We start from the raw sequence: 13,120 nt of genomic DNA, 5'->3' as shown, positions 1-13,120 counted from the left end.
CTGGCAGGGTCGTCCGGTCGTACCCGATCGCCCGCGCCTCCGATGCGCGGGGCCGCCGAACCGAAGAGCGGCCACCGTCCTGGCGGGACCCGAACCCGCCAGGGCCCTCGACGCGGGTGCCCTGAACACGACACGGACCCGATGCTTCACACGCTTCCCCACGCCACGCCCATCACCGCCCCCAAGCACCCCCGGCGCTCGCACCGCGGCCGCTTCCTCGCCACCGCCGCGCTCGGCGCCGCGCTCCTCGTCACCGGCACCGCCCTCACCGCGCAGGCCCAGACGCAGGCCGTGCAGGCCGAGGCCGCCGCCGCGACGCCCGCTCCCGAGGCCCCCGAGCTGTCGATCCCGGCCCGCGTCGCCGACGAGGCCGAGTCGACGCTCGCCGAGGCGAACGCCGTGCTCGAGACCGCGGTCGACGGCGTCGACACCGGCGAGCTGCGCGATTACGTGCACAAGCTCAGCAACTACGACCAGATGCCGCAGGTCACGGTCACCGGCCTCGTCGACGCCGCCTCGCAGGAGGCGCAGGAGGTCGTCGCCCAGACCGCGCAGGTCAAGGCCGACGCCGCCCGCGAGGCCGCCGAGGCTCAGCGCGCCGCCGAGGAGCAGGCCGCCGCCGAGGCCGCCGCCGCGCAGGCCGCCGCCGTCGCCAGCACCCCCGAGGGCGCCCAGGCCGCCGCGCGCGACATCGCCGCGTCGCAGTACGGCTGGGGCGGCGACCAGTTCGGCTGCCTCTACAACCTCTGGATGAAGGAGTCGGGCTGGAACCACCAGGCCATGAACCCGTCCAGCGGCGCGTACGGCATCCCGCAGTCGCTGCCGGGATCGAAGATGGCCACGGTCGGCGCCGACTGGCAGACCAACCCCGTCACGCAGATCCGCTGGGGCCTCGACTACATCTCGCGCGCCTACGGCACCCCGTGCGCCGCCTGGGGCCACTCGCAGTCGGTCAACTGGTACTGAGCCCGACCGCCCGTCAGTCCCAGAGGACGACGCGGCGGCCGTTGAGCTGCTCCACGCGCACGGGGGTCTCGTAGAGCTCCACGAGCTTCGGGACCGTGACGACATCCTCCACGGGGCCGTGGTGCAGGACGCGGCCGTCGCGCATCGCGATGATCGTGTCGGCGAACTGCGCCGCGATGTTGATGTCGTGCATCACGACGACGATCTTCAGCCCGCGGTCGTCGGCCAGGTCGGCGATGAGCTTCATGAGCGCCACGGCGTGCTTGGGGTCGAGGTTGTTGAGCGGCTCGTCCAGCAGCACGTACTCCGTGTCCTGCGCGAGGGCCATCGCCACGAACGCGCGCTGACGCTGCCCGCCCGAGAGCTCGTCGAGGAAGCGGTGGCGGTAGGGCTGCAGGTCGAGGTCGTCGATCGCGCGCTCGATGTGCGCGCGGTCGTCGACCGTGAGGCGCCCGCCCGAGTGCGGGAAGCGCCCGAACTCGACGAGATCCTCCACCGTGAGCCGCGCGGACACGTGGTTGTCCTGCCGCAGCACCGCGATCGTGCGGGCGAGCTCACGCGAATCCGCCTTCGTCACGTCCCGGCCGTCGACCGTCACCGTGCCCGCATCGGGGCGGATCAGTCGGCCGACCAGTCCGAACAGCGTCGACTTGCCGGCGCCGTTCGGTCCGATCAGCGCGGTCACGCCCGCCTCGCCGAACGAGACCGTCACGTCGTCGAGCACGGTCGTGTGTCCGTAGCGCTTGGTGGCGCCGTCGAGCGCGATCATCGCGCCCCCTTTCGCAGCACGAGGAAGAGGAAGAACAGGCCGCCGACGAACTCGATGATGGTCGACAGCGTGGCGCCGAAGTCCAGCACCTGCTCCAGCAGCAGCTGACCGCCCACGAGGCACAGCACGCCCAGCAGCACGGCCGTCGGCAGGGTCCACACGTGGCGGAACGATCCGGCGTACGCGTACGCGAGGTTCGCCACGATGAGCCCGAAGAAGAGGATCGGCCCCACGAGCGCCGTCGAGGCGGCGACCATGACCGACACGACGAGGAAGAGGATCATCACCGTGCGCCGGTGGTTCACCCCCAGCCCGACGGCGGCCTGCTCGCCGAGCGTGAGCACGTCGAGCGTGCGCAGCAGGGGCAGCAGCGCGGCGACGCCGCCCGTCACGAGCACCGCGGTGAACAGCAGCAGCGTGGGATCGGGTTTGGTGAGCGAGGCGAACATCGCGTCGGCGACCACGTCGAAGTCGAGCGGATCGAGCATGCGCTGCATCCACTCGGTGAAGCTGCGGAAGAACGTGCCGAGCACGATCCCCACGAGCAGCATGAGATGGATCGAGCGCCGCTTGCCGCCGAACATCCATGTGAACAGGAACACGCTGAAGCCGACCATCACGGCGACCTGGATGAGCCACATCACCCAGGTGTCGGCGCGCAGGAAGCCCACGGACCCGAACAGGAACACCGTGAGCGTGACGATGAGGCCGAAGAACGCATCGAACCCCATGATCGACGGCGTGAGGATGCGGTTCTGCGTGATCGTGTGGAACACCACCGTCGAGACGCCCACGGCCGCCGCGACGACGATCATGGTCAGCACCGACAGCCCGCGGATCTGCAGGCCCAGCAGCAGCACGCTCGGCGGCAGATCCCACAGCAGGTAGAACGCGATCACGGCCGCCACGGCGGCAGCGAGCACGCCGAGGCGCACGGCCGGGCGGGCCCACAGGGCGGCCAGCGGCGCGCGCGCCGGGGCGGAGACGGCGGCGGGGGTCTCAGTGAGCACGCGAACGCCTCCTCAGCAGCAGCCACAGGAACAGCGCGGCGCCGATGACGCCCACGATCACCGACAGCGGGATCTCGTACGGATGCCGCAGAGTGCGGGCCAGGATGTCGCACGCGACGATGAAGACGGCGCCCAGGCCCGCGACCCACGGGATCGAGCGGCGCACGTTGTCGCCGATGATGAGGCTCACGACATTCGGCACGACGAGGCCGAGGAACGGCAGCATGCCGGCGGTGACGAGGACGGCGGCCGTGATGACGGCCGTGACGACCATGCCGATCGCCACGACGCGGCGGTAGTTCAGGCCGAGGTTCGTGGCGAACTCCTCGCCCATGCCGATGACGCTGAAACGGTCGGCGGCGAACCAGGCGACGACCACCATGGCCGCGGCGAACCAGACGAGCTCGTAGCGCCCCGTCATCACGCTCGCGAAACTGCCCTGCGCCCACTGCCCGAGCGACTGCAGCAGGTCCTGGCTGTACGCGAAGAAGGTGGTCACGGCCCCCACGACGCCGCCGAGCATGATCCCGACGAGCGGCACGAGCACGAGGTGCCGCACGGGCACGCGGCGGATGACGCGCAGGAACACCCACGTGCCGGCGAGGGCGAACGCCGACACGACCACCATCTGCAGCATGACGGGCATGCCGGGCCACAGCAGCAGGATCAGCAGCATGCCCAGCGAGCCGAACTCCGTCACGCCCGTCGTCGACGGCTCGACGAACTTGTTGCGCACGAGCATCTGCATGATGAGGCCCGCGATGCCGAGCGAGGCGCCGACGAGGACGAGGGCCACGGTGCGCGGGACGCGGCTGGCCAGCAGCAGGAACACGCCGTGGCCGTCGGCGTTCACGCCGTCGGTGAGCGAGACGTCGCTCGAGGCGCCGATGAACAGGCTCAGCGCCGAGAGGGCGACGAGGAGCACGCCGATGAGCACCCCCACCCACGTGCGCCGGGATCGGCGTGCGGGGGCGGGGGCGCTCGTCAGCGAGGTGGCCGGGGCGACGGCCATCACAGGAACCGCATGAGTTGCCGGCGGCGCCTTACTCGGCGATCTGCATGACGTCGTCGGTCATGATCTTCGTCGTCTCGATGCCGCCGAACACGATGTACCAGGCCACCGGGTCGAGATACACGATGTGGCCCTCCTGCGCGGCCGTCGTCTGGTTCACGATGTCGTTGTCGAGGATCGCGGCGGCCGACTCGCTCGATCCGCTGTCGCCGCCCGTGGCCGTGTTGCGGTCGATCACCCAGAGGTAGTCGGGGTCGGCCTCGAGCAGGAACTCGAACGAGATCGGCTCGCCGTGGGTGGCAGCCTCGATGTCGTCCATCACCGGCTGCACGCCGAACACGTCGTAGATCAGCCCGCCGCGCAGGTTGCGGCCGGAGTAGTCGCCCAGCGAGGGCTTGAGCGCCGAGATGCCGTCGCCCGAGACCATGACGCCGAGGCCCGTGCCGGCCTCGGCCGTGACGGCCTTGGCCTCCTCGATGCCCGCCTCGAGCTCCTCGATCGCCGCGGCGGCCTCGTCCTGGGCCCCCAGCACCTCGCCGAGGAACGTGACGTTGCGCTCGAGGGTCTCCTCGAAGGAGCCCTGCGACGACATGTCGATGGTCGGGGCGATGTCCTTCAGCTCGTCGTAGAGCGCCGCCGAGCGGCCACCCAGGATGATGAGATCCGGCTCCTGCTCGGCGATCGCGAGCACGTCGGCCTCGAAGAGCGTGCCGGCGTTGAACGCGTCGTCCGCCAGGCCGTCCTCGAGGTAGTCGGGCACGGAATCGAGCGGCGCGCCGGCGACCTCGCCGCCCAGGCTCGTCCAGGTGTCGAACGACGCCATGTCGAAGATGACGACCTTCTCGGGGTCGCGCGGCACCTCCACGCTCACGTCCTCGTACGCCGGCTCCTCGTCCTCGCCCGCGGTGTTGAACGCGAAGTCCCACACGAGCGGCTCGGCGGTGCCGGGCTCGGGCGTGCCCTGGGGTGCGGAGGCGTCGGCGGCCGCGCAGCCGGCGAGCGCGAGGGCGGAGGCGGCGACGATCGAGAGCGTCGCGAGCGGGCGGGTGGTCTTCATGGGCATGCTCCTATCGGGAGGTGCGCGGTATCAGCCGCGGCTCCGTCGGTGAGGGGGATCGGCGGTTCGGGATTCCGGCACTCCGGCCCGACCGCCTGCTGGTTAGGCTAACCTAACCATATGCCGCTGTCGAACACCGCCCCCGCGTCCGCCTTCGCCCTCGAGCGGGAGCCGCAGGAGCTGAGGTTCCGCGCGACGCGCCTCGTCTCGCGCGAGGCCATCACGCGGCACTACCTCCGCATTCGGCTGCAGGGCGACGACCTCGTCGGCTTCGGCCCCGCGGGACACGACGACCACATCCGCGTTTTCTTCGGCGGCCCCGAGACCGCCGACGCCCCGTTCGGCACCGTCGAGGAGCTGCGCGCGCTGCCCAGCCGCGAGTTCACGCCGCTGGCCTGGGGCGACGACTGGCTCGACCTCGAGTTCGCCGTGCACGGCGACGAGGGCGTCGCGGGCGTGTGGGCGGCGACCGCCCCGCTCGGCGCGATCGCCGGCGTCGGCGGCCCCCGCGGCTCGATGCGCGTCGCGGGCACGCCCGACGGATGGCTGCTCGCGGGCGACGAGACGGCCGTGCCGCAGATCCGCCGCTACGCCGCCCTCATCCCCGAGGGCGCGGACGCCCGCATCCTCGTCGAGGTCGCGGATGCCGCGCACGAGATCCCGATCGACGCCCCCGTGCGCGTGGAGTACGTGCACCGCGACGGCGCGGCGGAGGGCCGGGCCCTCGCCGCCGCGCTCGATGCCGTCACGGCCGAGCAGCGCCCGGCCGGCTCGGTGTTCGGCTTCGTCGCCGCCGAGCAGTCCATCGTCAAGCCCGGCCGCGCGCTGCTCTGCGACCGGTGGGGCCTCGGCCCCGAGCAGATCGTCGTGAAGGGCTACTGGAAGCGCGGCGACGCCGGCTACCACGCGCCCCACTGAGCCGATCCGGCGCTACATCTCCTCGTGCGTGTCGGGGTCGCCGTCCCAGATGCGCCCGCGCTCGAGCGCCGAGATGGCGTCGACCTCGTCATCCGTCAGCTCGAAGCCGAACACGTCGGCGTTCTCGATCTGCCGCGTCGGATCGGACGACTTGGGGATCGGCGTGGCGCCCAGCTGCACGTGCCAGCGGACGACCACCTGGGTGGGGCCGACGCCGTGCGCCGCGGCGATGTCGTGCAGCACCGGCTCGGCGAGCAGCTCGCTGCGGCGGCCCAGGGGGCTCCAGCTCTCGGTGCGGATGCCGTGCTCGGCGTGGAAGGCGCGCAGCTCGGCCTGCGGGAAGTAGGGGTGCAGCTCCACCTGGTTGACGGCCGGCACCACGCCGGTCTCGTCGATGAGGCGCCGGAGCATCGGGATCGTGAAGTTCGACACGCCCACCGACGCGACCACGCCCTCGTCACGCAGCGCGATCATGCCGCGGAACGTGTCGACGTACTTGTCCACCCGCGGGTTGGGCCAGTGGATGAGCAGCAGGTCGATGCGGCCGAGGCCGAGCGTCTCGCTGGAGGCCCGCCCGCTGGCGATCGCCTCGTCGTAGCCGTGATGGCGGCCGGGCACCTTCGTCGTGACGATGATCTCGTCGCGGTCGATGCCGCTGCGGCGCACGGCCTCGCCGACCTCGCGCTCGTTGCCGTAGTTCACGGCGGTGTCGAGCAGCCGGTAGCCGCCCGCGATGGCGGATTCGATCGCGGCGATGCCGTCGTCTCCGGTGAGCTTGTAGGTGCCGAGGCCGATCTGCGCGAAGGGCCGTCCGTCGTTGAGCGCGATGCGAGGGATGTCGATGGCCATGCCCCGACCCTACGCCTCGTCGTACCGTGGAGGCATGGCCGCGCGAGACGACGACGCCACGGGCGAGGCGGAGGACCCCCGTCTGGCCGCCCTGCGCTACCGGCTTGAGCGTGATGGCGTGATCCCGCGCGAGGAGGAGGCCGAGACGCGCCCGTCCGGACCGCGATGGTCGACGACGGAGGAGCGCGCGGCCGTCGTCGAGCAGGCGATCCAGCAGGCCATCCGGCGCGGCGAGTTCGACGACCTGCCCGGCGCGGGCAAGCCGATCGAGGGGCTCGGCGAGCGGCACGATCCGGACTGGTGGGTGCGCCGCAAGATCGAGCGCGAGCAGCTCACGGGCCTCGGCCCGCCGGCCCTGGCGCTGCGCGTGGAGCACGCGGAGTTCGCCGAGCGCCTCGACGCGCTCACGCACGAGCGCGACGTGCGCGAGTACGTCGAGGACTTCAACCACCGGGTGCGCGAGGCGCGGCTGCAGCTGCTGGGCGGCCCACCCGTGGTCACCCCCGAGCACGACGTGGAGGCCGAGCTCACCGCGTGGCGCGAGCGGCGCGCCGAACGCGCCCGCGCCGCAGCCCGTGCGCGCGCGCAGGAGCCGCCGCGACGCCGCTGGTGGCGGCGGCGCTGACGGGCCGCGGCGCGCCCTACGTGAGCCGGCCGTCGCCGGGCCGCGAGACGCGCAGCCAGCGGTAGCCGTAGGCGGGCAGCTCCAGCTCGACCTCGCCCTGCTCGCCCACCTCGAGCCGCTCGGCGCCCAGCAGGTCGACGAGCGAGACGCCGTCGGGCTCCCCCTCGAGGCGGAACCGCGTGACGGCGGGCTCGTCGGCGAAGTTGTGCACCGCGATCATGCGGCCCAGATCCGCCGTCAGCGAGTGCACGAGCACGGCGGGCGCGTCCTGCTCGATCACCTCGAAGTGGCCCCACCCGAGCTCGGGCGACAGGCGGTAGCGCGAGACGAGGTCGCGGAAGAAGTGCAGCAGCGAGCCCGGGTCCTCCAGCTGATCGGCCACGTTCACGTGCTGCGGCCCGTACCCGCCCTCCGGGGGGCGCGACACAAGCCGCCGCGGCGGCGCGCTGGAGAACCCGCCGCCCCGCTCGGGCGACCACTGCATGGGCGTGCGCACCGCGTGCCGGCCCGGCAGCTCGGGGTTCTCGCCCATGCCGATCTCCTCGCCGTAGAACAGCACGGGCGTGCCCGGCAGCGTGAACAGCAGGCTGTACGCCATCCGGATGCGGCGCGGGTCGCCCTGCAGCATGGGCGGCAGTCGGCGCACGATGCCGCGTCCGTACACGCGCTGGCCCTCGTCCGGCGCGAGCGCTTCGAACACCTCCTGGCGCTCGTCCTCGGTGAGCTGATCCAAGGTCAGCTCGTCGTGGTTGCGCAGGAAGTTGGCCCACTGCGTCTCGACGGGCAGCTCGGGGCGGGACGTCAGCGTCTCGACGAGCGGCACGGGATCCTGCCGCACGAGCGAGAGATAGAGCCGCTGCATGCCGGCGAAGTCGAACTGCATCGTCAGCTCCTGGCCGTCGTCGTTCGCGCCGAAGTACGCCACCTGCTGCTCGTACGGCAGGTTGACCTCGCCCAGCAGCACGGCCTCGCTCGAGCGCCGCTGCAGGAAGCGGCGGATGTCGCGCAGGAAGTCGTGGGGGTTGGCCATGTCGGCGCCCTCGGGCACCTCGAGCAGGAACGGCACGGCGTCGACGCGGAAGCCCGACACCCCCAGCTCCAGCCAGAAGCCGACCGTCTTGGCGATCTCGTCGCGGACGCGCGGGTTGGTCACGTTCAGGTCGGGCTGGTGCTCGTAGAAGCTGTGCAGGTACCACTGCCCCGACTTCTCGTCCTTCGTCCAGACGCCGTCGGCCTCGCCGGGGAAGACGGGGTTCTGCTGCCCCTCGGGCGGCGGATCGTCGCGCCACACGTAGTAGTCGCGATACGGCGAGTCCACGCTGCGCTTCGCGGCGACGAACCACGGGTGCCTGTCGGACGTGTGGTTGATCACGAGGTCGACGATCACCCGCATGCCGCGATCCTTCGCCGTGCGCACCACCTCGACGAAGTCGCCGTGGCTGCCCAGGCGCGGGTCGATGCCGTAGAAGTCCGTCACGTCGTAGCCGTCGTCCTTGCGGGGGCTCGGGTAGAACGGCATGAGCCACAGGCACGTCACCCCGATCTGGGCGAGGTAGTCGATGCGGGCGGCGAGCCCCTGCAGGTCGCCCACCCCGTCGCCGTCGGAGTCGACGAACTTCTCCACGTCGAGGCAGTAGATGACCGCCGACTTCCACCACAGGTCGCTCGTGTCCGTGAGCCTCATGTCCGCTCCCTCAGCAGGGGCAGGATGTCGGACTGCGCGGCCGCGAGGAAGTCCGACTGGTCCTGCCCGACGTGATGCAGATAGACGCGGTCGAATCCGATCCGCGTGAGCTCGGCGACGCGCTCGGCCAGCTCGCCCGCGTCGCTCGCCACCATCACCGCCTCGCGCAGCGCCCGCTCGTCGACCTCGCCGACGGCGGCGTCGAAGTCCTCGGGCTGCTCGATGTCCCAGCACCGCGGCGGCGAGACGAGGCCGTTTCGCCACTGATCCCGCGCGATCGCGAGCGCGTCGGCGTCCGACGCGGCCCAGCTCACGTGCACCTGCAGCACGCAGGGGCCCGATCCCCCGGCCGACCGGTAGGCGTCGACCACCCGACGCAGCGCGTCCGGCGCCTGGGCGACGGTCGCGAGCCCATCGGCCCACGACGCGGCCCAGCCCGCGGTCTCGGGGCTCGTCGCGGCCGCGAGGAACGGCGGCGCGACCTCGGGCCGGCTCCACAGCCGCGACCGATGCACGGTGACGCGACCGTCGTGGCTGACCTCCTCGCCCGCGAGCAGCCGGCGCATGACGTCGGCGCTCTCGCGCAGGCGCTCGTTGCGCTCGTCCTTCGGCGGCCACGGGTCGCCGGTGACGTGCTCGTTCATCGCCTCGCCGCTGCCGAGCGCCGCCCAGAACCGGCCGGGGAACATCTCGCCGAGCGTCGCGATCGCGTGCGCCAGCACGACGGGGTGGTAGCGCTGCCCGGGCGCCGTCACCACGCCGAACGGGAACCGGGTCTGCGCGAGCGCGGCGCCGAGCCAGCTCCAGGCGAAGCCGGACTGCCCCTGCCGCGGGCTCCAGGGCGCGAGGTGATCCGAGCACATCGCGCCGTCGAACCCGACCTCCTCGGCGCGGGCCACGTCGTCGAGCAGAGCGCTGGGCGCGATCTGCTCGTGCGAGGCGTGGAATCCGATGAACACCATCGGCCCGATGATTCCGCGCCGCGAGCGGTGGCGGAACCCCCTTTCGCGCGTCGGTCGGGATGCGCTAACGGGCGGCGGCACGCACGCCGATCCGTCGATCGCAACCGCTGCACTTCGGGTTCCGATGAACATCCGGTGAATGTCACAGAAAAGTAACGCCGGAGCTTCCCTCCGTTACTTATCCGTTATAGAGTCCTCATCACGGAAGCCGTTTGCTGTGGCGGTGACCGCATGTGATTGCAGGACACTCTTGGTGCAAGGGACAAGGGGCCGGTCGGATCCTCACCGACCGGCCCTTTCCCTTGCCCGGGGAGCGCCGGCGGTCGGCTTGGATACAGTTGAATACATGGCTGATCGCAGGCTCGCCGTCGAGGCGTGGGAGAACCTCTTCCGCGCGCAGCACGAGATCTTCGCGCTGCTCGAGGGCGACTTCGACGGCGCCGCCCTCACCCAGCCCGAGTACGACGTGCTGCTCACCGTCGTGCGCTCCCCCGACCGCACCGCGCGCCTGCGCGAGGTGACCGCCAACATGCTCATCAGCCAGCCCAGCGTCTCGCGCCTCGTGGACCGGATGGTCACGCGCGGCCTCGTCACGAAGACCCCGGATCCCGAGGACGGGCGCGGATCGCTCGTCACCGCCACCGAGGCGGGCGAGCGGGCGTTCCGCGCGATCGCGACCCGCCACGGCAAGCACATCGCCGACCGCATGAGCGCGCTCAGCACCGACGAGCTGAGAATGCTGAAATCTCTCACGCAGAAGCTGCGCGATTCCCTGTAGATCCAAGGGGCGCGGCTTGAGCGGGAGACGACGAAGGCCCGGTTCCTCAGGAACCGGGCCTTGTCTACTGTCTCAACACAGTGTGCGCCCGAAGGGACTCGAACCCCTAACCTTCTGATCCGTAGTCAGATGCTCTATCCATTGAGCTACGGGCGCAGTTTCCGCTGCCGAAGCAACCTGTCCATAGTACATCACGCGTCGGCGCCTCGCGAAATCAGGCCGACTCCGCCGCGCCCTCCTCCGCCGGCTCCGCGTCCTGCCGCGCGCGCCGCCGCGCGCGGGCGTCGGCCGAGAGCCGCTGCAGGTCGACCAGGCGCAGCGCCTGCATGCGCGCGTCGCGCATCCGGGCGTAGTCGGGGTCCTGGTCGGGGCGCATGCCCTCGATCCGCAGTCGGCTGTCGAGGTTCTGCTGCACGTCGTGCCACGCGGCATCGCGCGCCGCCTCGACGAGCTCCCTCACCTGCTCGGGCGCGTCCGCCCGCTCGCGCAGCTGCTTGGCCACGCCGGCGGCCTGCTTGGCGCGGCGCCGCAGGTTGCGCACGTCGCGGTCGCGGTAGTCGTGCGTGCCGTGGGGCTGCGAGTGCCGGCCCCACGCGCGCTTGCGCGCCGCGGTCATCGCCTCCGAGACGTCCTCCTGCTCCTTCGCCAGCTGCGCGAGCGCCTCGCGGGCGGTGGGAGCGAAATGGTCGGGATCGAAGCTCTCGCCGAGCGAGATCGTGCTCACCAGGATGCGGTTCTTCACCTGCAGCCGCGCCGCGGCGAGCGCGATCGCCACACCCTCCGCGATGGCATCGGCGTTGCGTCCCACGAGCCCTCCCCTATCCCCTCCCAGGGTAGTGGAGTGCGTCCGCGCGCCCACCGGGAACCGCCCCGGGCCGGGCCCTTCAGACGGCGGCCGACACCGTGTCGGGCACGGCCTCCACGGCCACGGGATCGCGCTCGGGGAGCACGACGGGGTGGGCCCCCGCCATCCGCTCGAGCACGCGCACCACCTGGCACGAGTAGCCGAATTCGTTGTCGTACCAGACGTAGAGCACCACGTTCTCGTCGCCGTCGGCGATCGTCGCGAGCCCGTCGACGACGCCGGCCCTGCTGCTGCCCACGAAGTCGCTCGAGACCACCTCGGGCGACTCGATGTAGTCGATCTGCGGGCGCAGCGGCGAGGTGAGCGAGGTGCGCCGCAGGTGCGCGTTGATCTCGTCGCGGGTGACGGCGCGCCCCAGCCGCAGGTTGAGGATCGCGAGCGAGACGTCGGGCGTCGGCACGCGGATCGCCGATCCCGTGAGCTTGCCCTTCAGCTGCGGCAGCGCCTTCGCCACGGCCTTCGCCGCCCCGGTCTCGGTGATGACCAAGTTGAGCGTCGCGGCCCGGCCGCGCCGGTCTCCCCTGTGGAAGTTGTCGATGAGGTTCTGGTCGTTCGTGAACGAGTGCACGGTCTCGACGTGCCCGCGCTCGATGCCGTAGGCCTCGTCGAGCACGGCGAGCACGGGCGTGATCGCGTTCGTCGTGCACGAGGCGGCCGACACGATCGCGTCGCGGGGCTCGATGTCGTCGCCGTTCACGCCCGCGACGATGTTCTTGACGGCGCCCTTGCCCGGCGCGGTCAGCAGCACGCGCGCCACGCCCTTCGACCGCAGGTGCTGCGCCAGGCCCTCCTCGTCGCGCCAGCGCCCCGTGTTGTCGACGACGATCGCGTCGCGGATCCCGTAGCGCGCGTAGTCGACGGCGGCCGGATCGTCGGAGTGGATCACCTGGATGAGGGTGCCGTTGGCGAGGATCGTGCTGTTGCGCTCGTCGACCTCGATGGACCCCTGGAACGGGCCGTGCACCGAGTCGCGGCGCAGGAGGCTCGCGCGCTTGCGCAGGTCGCCGTCGCCGCCCCCGCGCACGACGATCGCGCGCAGCCGCAGCCCGGACGCGCGCCCGGCGTGCGCGATGAGGATGCGCGCGATGAGGCGGCCGATGCGCCCGAAGCCGTAGAGCACCACGTCGGTCGGCGCGGGCGCCTGGGCCCCGACCACCTCAGCCAGCTCGACGCGCAGGAAGTCGGCCAGGGCCGCGGGCTCGTACGAACCGCCCTGCGCGTCGAACCGGGCGATGAGGCGCGCGATGTCGATCGATGCGGCACCGAGATCGAGGCTCTCGAGCGTCTCGAGCACCGCGAGGGTCTTGGCCGGATCGAGCGCCTCCTCGTCGGTCTGCCGCGCGAAGCGATGCGCCTTCAGGATGTCGACGGGCGAGCCGCCGACGAGGCGCCGGCCGTGGATCGAGGGGACGACGCCGTGGTCGCGATGCAGGCGCCCGATCACGGGGATCATCCGCTCCGCGAGCTCCTCCCGCGCGGTCCACGCCGACTGCTGCTCTTCGTACGCGCCCACGTCACTCCTTCGCTTGTGGCGATCTGCGTTGCCAGCCTAGGAATGCCCGGCGCCGTCTTGCCGCCGCCGGCGCGCGCAAGAACCGACGTTCTTTCGCAGGACGCAAGGGAAT

The 13,120-nt window shown here is 71.6% G+C and carries 14 protein-coding genes and 1 tRNA gene; 5 read left to right on the top strand and 10 right to left on the bottom strand.

Features of this window, described 5'->3' with window-relative positions:
- The first annotated feature begins 141 nt into the window (after positions 1 to 141).
- Positions 142 to 966, top strand: a complete 825-nt coding sequence (locus ACYVJ0_RS02670; RefSeq protein WP_460815819.1) for an aggregation-promoting factor C-terminal-like domain-containing protein — start codon at positions 142 to 144, stop codon at positions 964 to 966.
- Positions 967 to 979: 13 nt separating this feature from the next.
- Here ACYVJ0_RS02670 and ACYVJ0_RS02665 read toward each other — a convergent pair whose 3' ends face one another.
- From ACYVJ0_RS02665 to ACYVJ0_RS02650, 4 genes are read right to left on the bottom strand one after another with little or no spacing between them, the layout of a single operon-like run.
- A complete protein-coding gene (locus tag ACYVJ0_RS02665; RefSeq protein ID WP_449853539.1) occupies positions 980 to 1,735 on the bottom strand; it encodes an iron ABC transporter ATP-binding protein in 756 nt (251 codons plus the stop codon).
- Entirely contained in the window at positions 1,732 to 2,745 is a 1,014-nt protein-coding gene (locus ACYVJ0_RS02660) for an iron chelate uptake ABC transporter family permease subunit (protein WP_460815817.1), read from the bottom strand. The genes ACYVJ0_RS02665 and ACYVJ0_RS02660 overlap by 4 nt, the downstream gene beginning before the upstream one ends.
- Complete coding sequence (locus tag ACYVJ0_RS02655) at positions 2,735 to 3,757, bottom strand: ABC transporter permease (protein WP_460815816.1); 1,023 nt, start codon at positions 3,755 to 3,757, stop codon at positions 2,735 to 2,737. Before ACYVJ0_RS02655 ends, ACYVJ0_RS02660 begins: the two co-directional genes overlap by 11 nt.
- A gap of 31 nt (positions 3,758 to 3,788) precedes the next feature.
- The gene (locus ACYVJ0_RS02650) at positions 3,789 to 4,814 is read right to left on the bottom strand and encodes a siderophore ABC transporter substrate-binding protein (RefSeq protein ID WP_460815814.1); all 1,026 of its coding nucleotides are present in this window, start codon (positions 4,812 to 4,814) and stop codon (positions 3,789 to 3,791) included.
- A 120-nt stretch (positions 4,815 to 4,934) separates the two neighbouring features.
- Between ACYVJ0_RS02650 and ACYVJ0_RS02645 the strand changes: the two genes are divergently transcribed.
- Positions 4,935 to 5,732, top strand: a complete 798-nt coding sequence (locus ACYVJ0_RS02645; protein ID WP_460815812.1) for a siderophore-interacting protein — start codon at positions 4,935 to 4,937, stop codon at positions 5,730 to 5,732.
- 12 nt (positions 5,733 to 5,744) lie between these two features.
- Here ACYVJ0_RS02645 and ACYVJ0_RS02640 read toward each other — a convergent pair whose 3' ends face one another.
- Entirely contained in the window at positions 5,745 to 6,581 is an 837-nt protein-coding gene (locus tag ACYVJ0_RS02640) for an aldo/keto reductase (protein WP_460815810.1), read from the bottom strand.
- Between the two features lie 34 nt (positions 6,582 to 6,615).
- Between ACYVJ0_RS02640 and ACYVJ0_RS02635 the strand changes: the two genes are divergently transcribed.
- Entirely contained in the window at positions 6,616 to 7,206 is a 591-nt protein-coding gene (locus ACYVJ0_RS02635) for a DnaJ family domain-containing protein (protein WP_460815809.1), read from the top strand.
- Positions 7,207 to 7,222: 16 nt separating this feature from the next.
- On the opposite strand, the gene ACYVJ0_RS02630 is transcribed toward ACYVJ0_RS02635, so the two are convergent.
- Positions 7,223 to 8,890 (bottom strand): alpha-amylase family protein, encoded by a 1,668-nt coding sequence (locus ACYVJ0_RS02630; protein ID WP_460815807.1) that lies wholly within the window; start codon positions 8,888 to 8,890, stop codon positions 7,223 to 7,225.
- Entirely contained in the window at positions 8,887 to 9,852 is a 966-nt protein-coding gene (locus tag ACYVJ0_RS02625; RefSeq protein WP_460815805.1) for a TIGR03885 family FMN-dependent LLM class oxidoreductase, read from the bottom strand. The genes ACYVJ0_RS02630 and ACYVJ0_RS02625 overlap by 4 nt, the downstream gene beginning before the upstream one ends.
- On the opposite strand from ACYVJ0_RS02625, the gene ACYVJ0_RS02620 reads away from it, so the two are divergent.
- Both ACYVJ0_RS02620 and ACYVJ0_RS02615 read left to right on the top strand, forming a co-directional pair.
- The gene (locus ACYVJ0_RS02620) at positions 9,842 to 9,991 is read left to right on the top strand and encodes a hypothetical protein (protein ID WP_460815804.1); all 150 of its coding nucleotides are present in this window, start codon (positions 9,842 to 9,844) and stop codon (positions 9,989 to 9,991) included. The genes ACYVJ0_RS02625 and ACYVJ0_RS02620 overlap by 11 nt on opposite strands.
- A gap of 207 nt (positions 9,992 to 10,198) precedes the next feature.
- Positions 10,199 to 10,630 carry a MarR family winged helix-turn-helix transcriptional regulator gene (locus ACYVJ0_RS02615; protein ID WP_449853548.1) on the top strand — a complete coding sequence of 144 codons (432 nt, stop codon included), beginning with the start codon at positions 10,199 to 10,201 and terminating at the stop codon, positions 10,628 to 10,630.
- An 83-nt stretch (positions 10,631 to 10,713) separates the two neighbouring features.
- Here ACYVJ0_RS02615 and ACYVJ0_RS02610 read toward each other — a convergent pair.
- The 3 genes from ACYVJ0_RS02610 to ACYVJ0_RS02600 all read right to left on the bottom strand — a co-directional run bounded on the left by ACYVJ0_RS02610 (position 10,714) and on the right by ACYVJ0_RS02600 (position 12,948).
- Positions 10,714 to 10,786: transfer RNA gene (locus ACYVJ0_RS02610), tRNA-Arg, on the bottom strand.
- A gap of 58 nt (positions 10,787 to 10,844) precedes the next feature.
- Positions 10,845 to 11,438: an asparagine synthase gene (locus tag ACYVJ0_RS02605; protein WP_460815802.1), complete on the bottom strand. Its 594-nt coding sequence runs from the start codon at positions 11,436 to 11,438 to the stop codon at positions 10,845 to 10,847.
- Between the two features lie 76 nt (positions 11,439 to 11,514).
- Positions 11,515 to 12,948, bottom strand: coding sequence for a glyceraldehyde-3-phosphate dehydrogenase (locus ACYVJ0_RS02600; RefSeq protein ID WP_460815980.1), 1,434 nt, complete (start codon positions 12,946 to 12,948; stop codon positions 11,515 to 11,517).
- Positions 12,949 to 13,120: the final 172 nt, after the last annotated feature.

The sequence above is a fragment of the Microbacterium petrolearium genome, assembly GCF_054782875.1.
The sequence above is the reverse complement of the archived record's forward strand: the minus strand, read 5'-3'. Positions and strand labels throughout refer to the sequence as shown.

Excerpts from the sequence above, each read along its gene's own strand:
- ACYVJ0_RS02670 (WP_460815819.1), top strand. The coding sequence starts at position 142 with ATGCTTCACACGCTTCCCCACGCCACGCCCATCACCGCCCCCAAGCAC.
- ACYVJ0_RS02665 (WP_449853539.1), bottom strand. The coding sequence starts at position 1,735 with ATGATCGCGCTCGACGGCGCCACCAAGCGCTACGGACACACGACCGTG.
- ACYVJ0_RS02655 (WP_460815816.1), bottom strand. The coding sequence starts at position 3,757 with ATGGCCGTCGCCCCGGCCACCTCGCTGACGAGCGCCCCCGCCCCCGCA.
- ACYVJ0_RS02650 (WP_460815814.1), bottom strand. The coding sequence starts at position 4,814 with ATGAAGACCACCCGCCCGCTCGCGACGCTCTCGATCGTCGCCGCCTCC.
- ACYVJ0_RS02645 (WP_460815812.1), top strand. The coding sequence starts at position 4,935 with ATGCCGCTGTCGAACACCGCCCCCGCGTCCGCCTTCGCCCTCGAGCGG.
- ACYVJ0_RS02640 (WP_460815810.1), bottom strand. The coding sequence starts at position 6,581 with ATGGCCATCGACATCCCTCGCATCGCGCTCAACGACGGACGGCCCTTC.
- ACYVJ0_RS02635 (WP_460815809.1), top strand. The coding sequence starts at position 6,616 with ATGGCCGCGCGAGACGACGACGCCACGGGCGAGGCGGAGGACCCCCGT.
- ACYVJ0_RS02630 (WP_460815807.1), bottom strand. The coding sequence starts at position 8,890 with ATGAGGCTCACGGACACGAGCGACCTGTGGTGGAAGTCGGCGGTCATC.
- ACYVJ0_RS02620 (WP_460815804.1), top strand. The coding sequence starts at position 9,842 with ATGAACACCATCGGCCCGATGATTCCGCGCCGCGAGCGGTGGCGGAAC.
- ACYVJ0_RS02625 (WP_460815805.1), bottom strand. The coding sequence starts at position 9,852 with ATGGTGTTCATCGGATTCCACGCCTCGCACGAGCAGATCGCGCCCAGC.
- ACYVJ0_RS02615 (WP_449853548.1), top strand. The coding sequence starts at position 10,199 with ATGGCTGATCGCAGGCTCGCCGTCGAGGCGTGGGAGAACCTCTTCCGC.
- ACYVJ0_RS02600 (WP_460815980.1), bottom strand. The coding sequence starts at position 12,948 with ATGATCCCCGTGATCGGGCGCCTGCATCGCGACCACGGCGTCGTCCCC.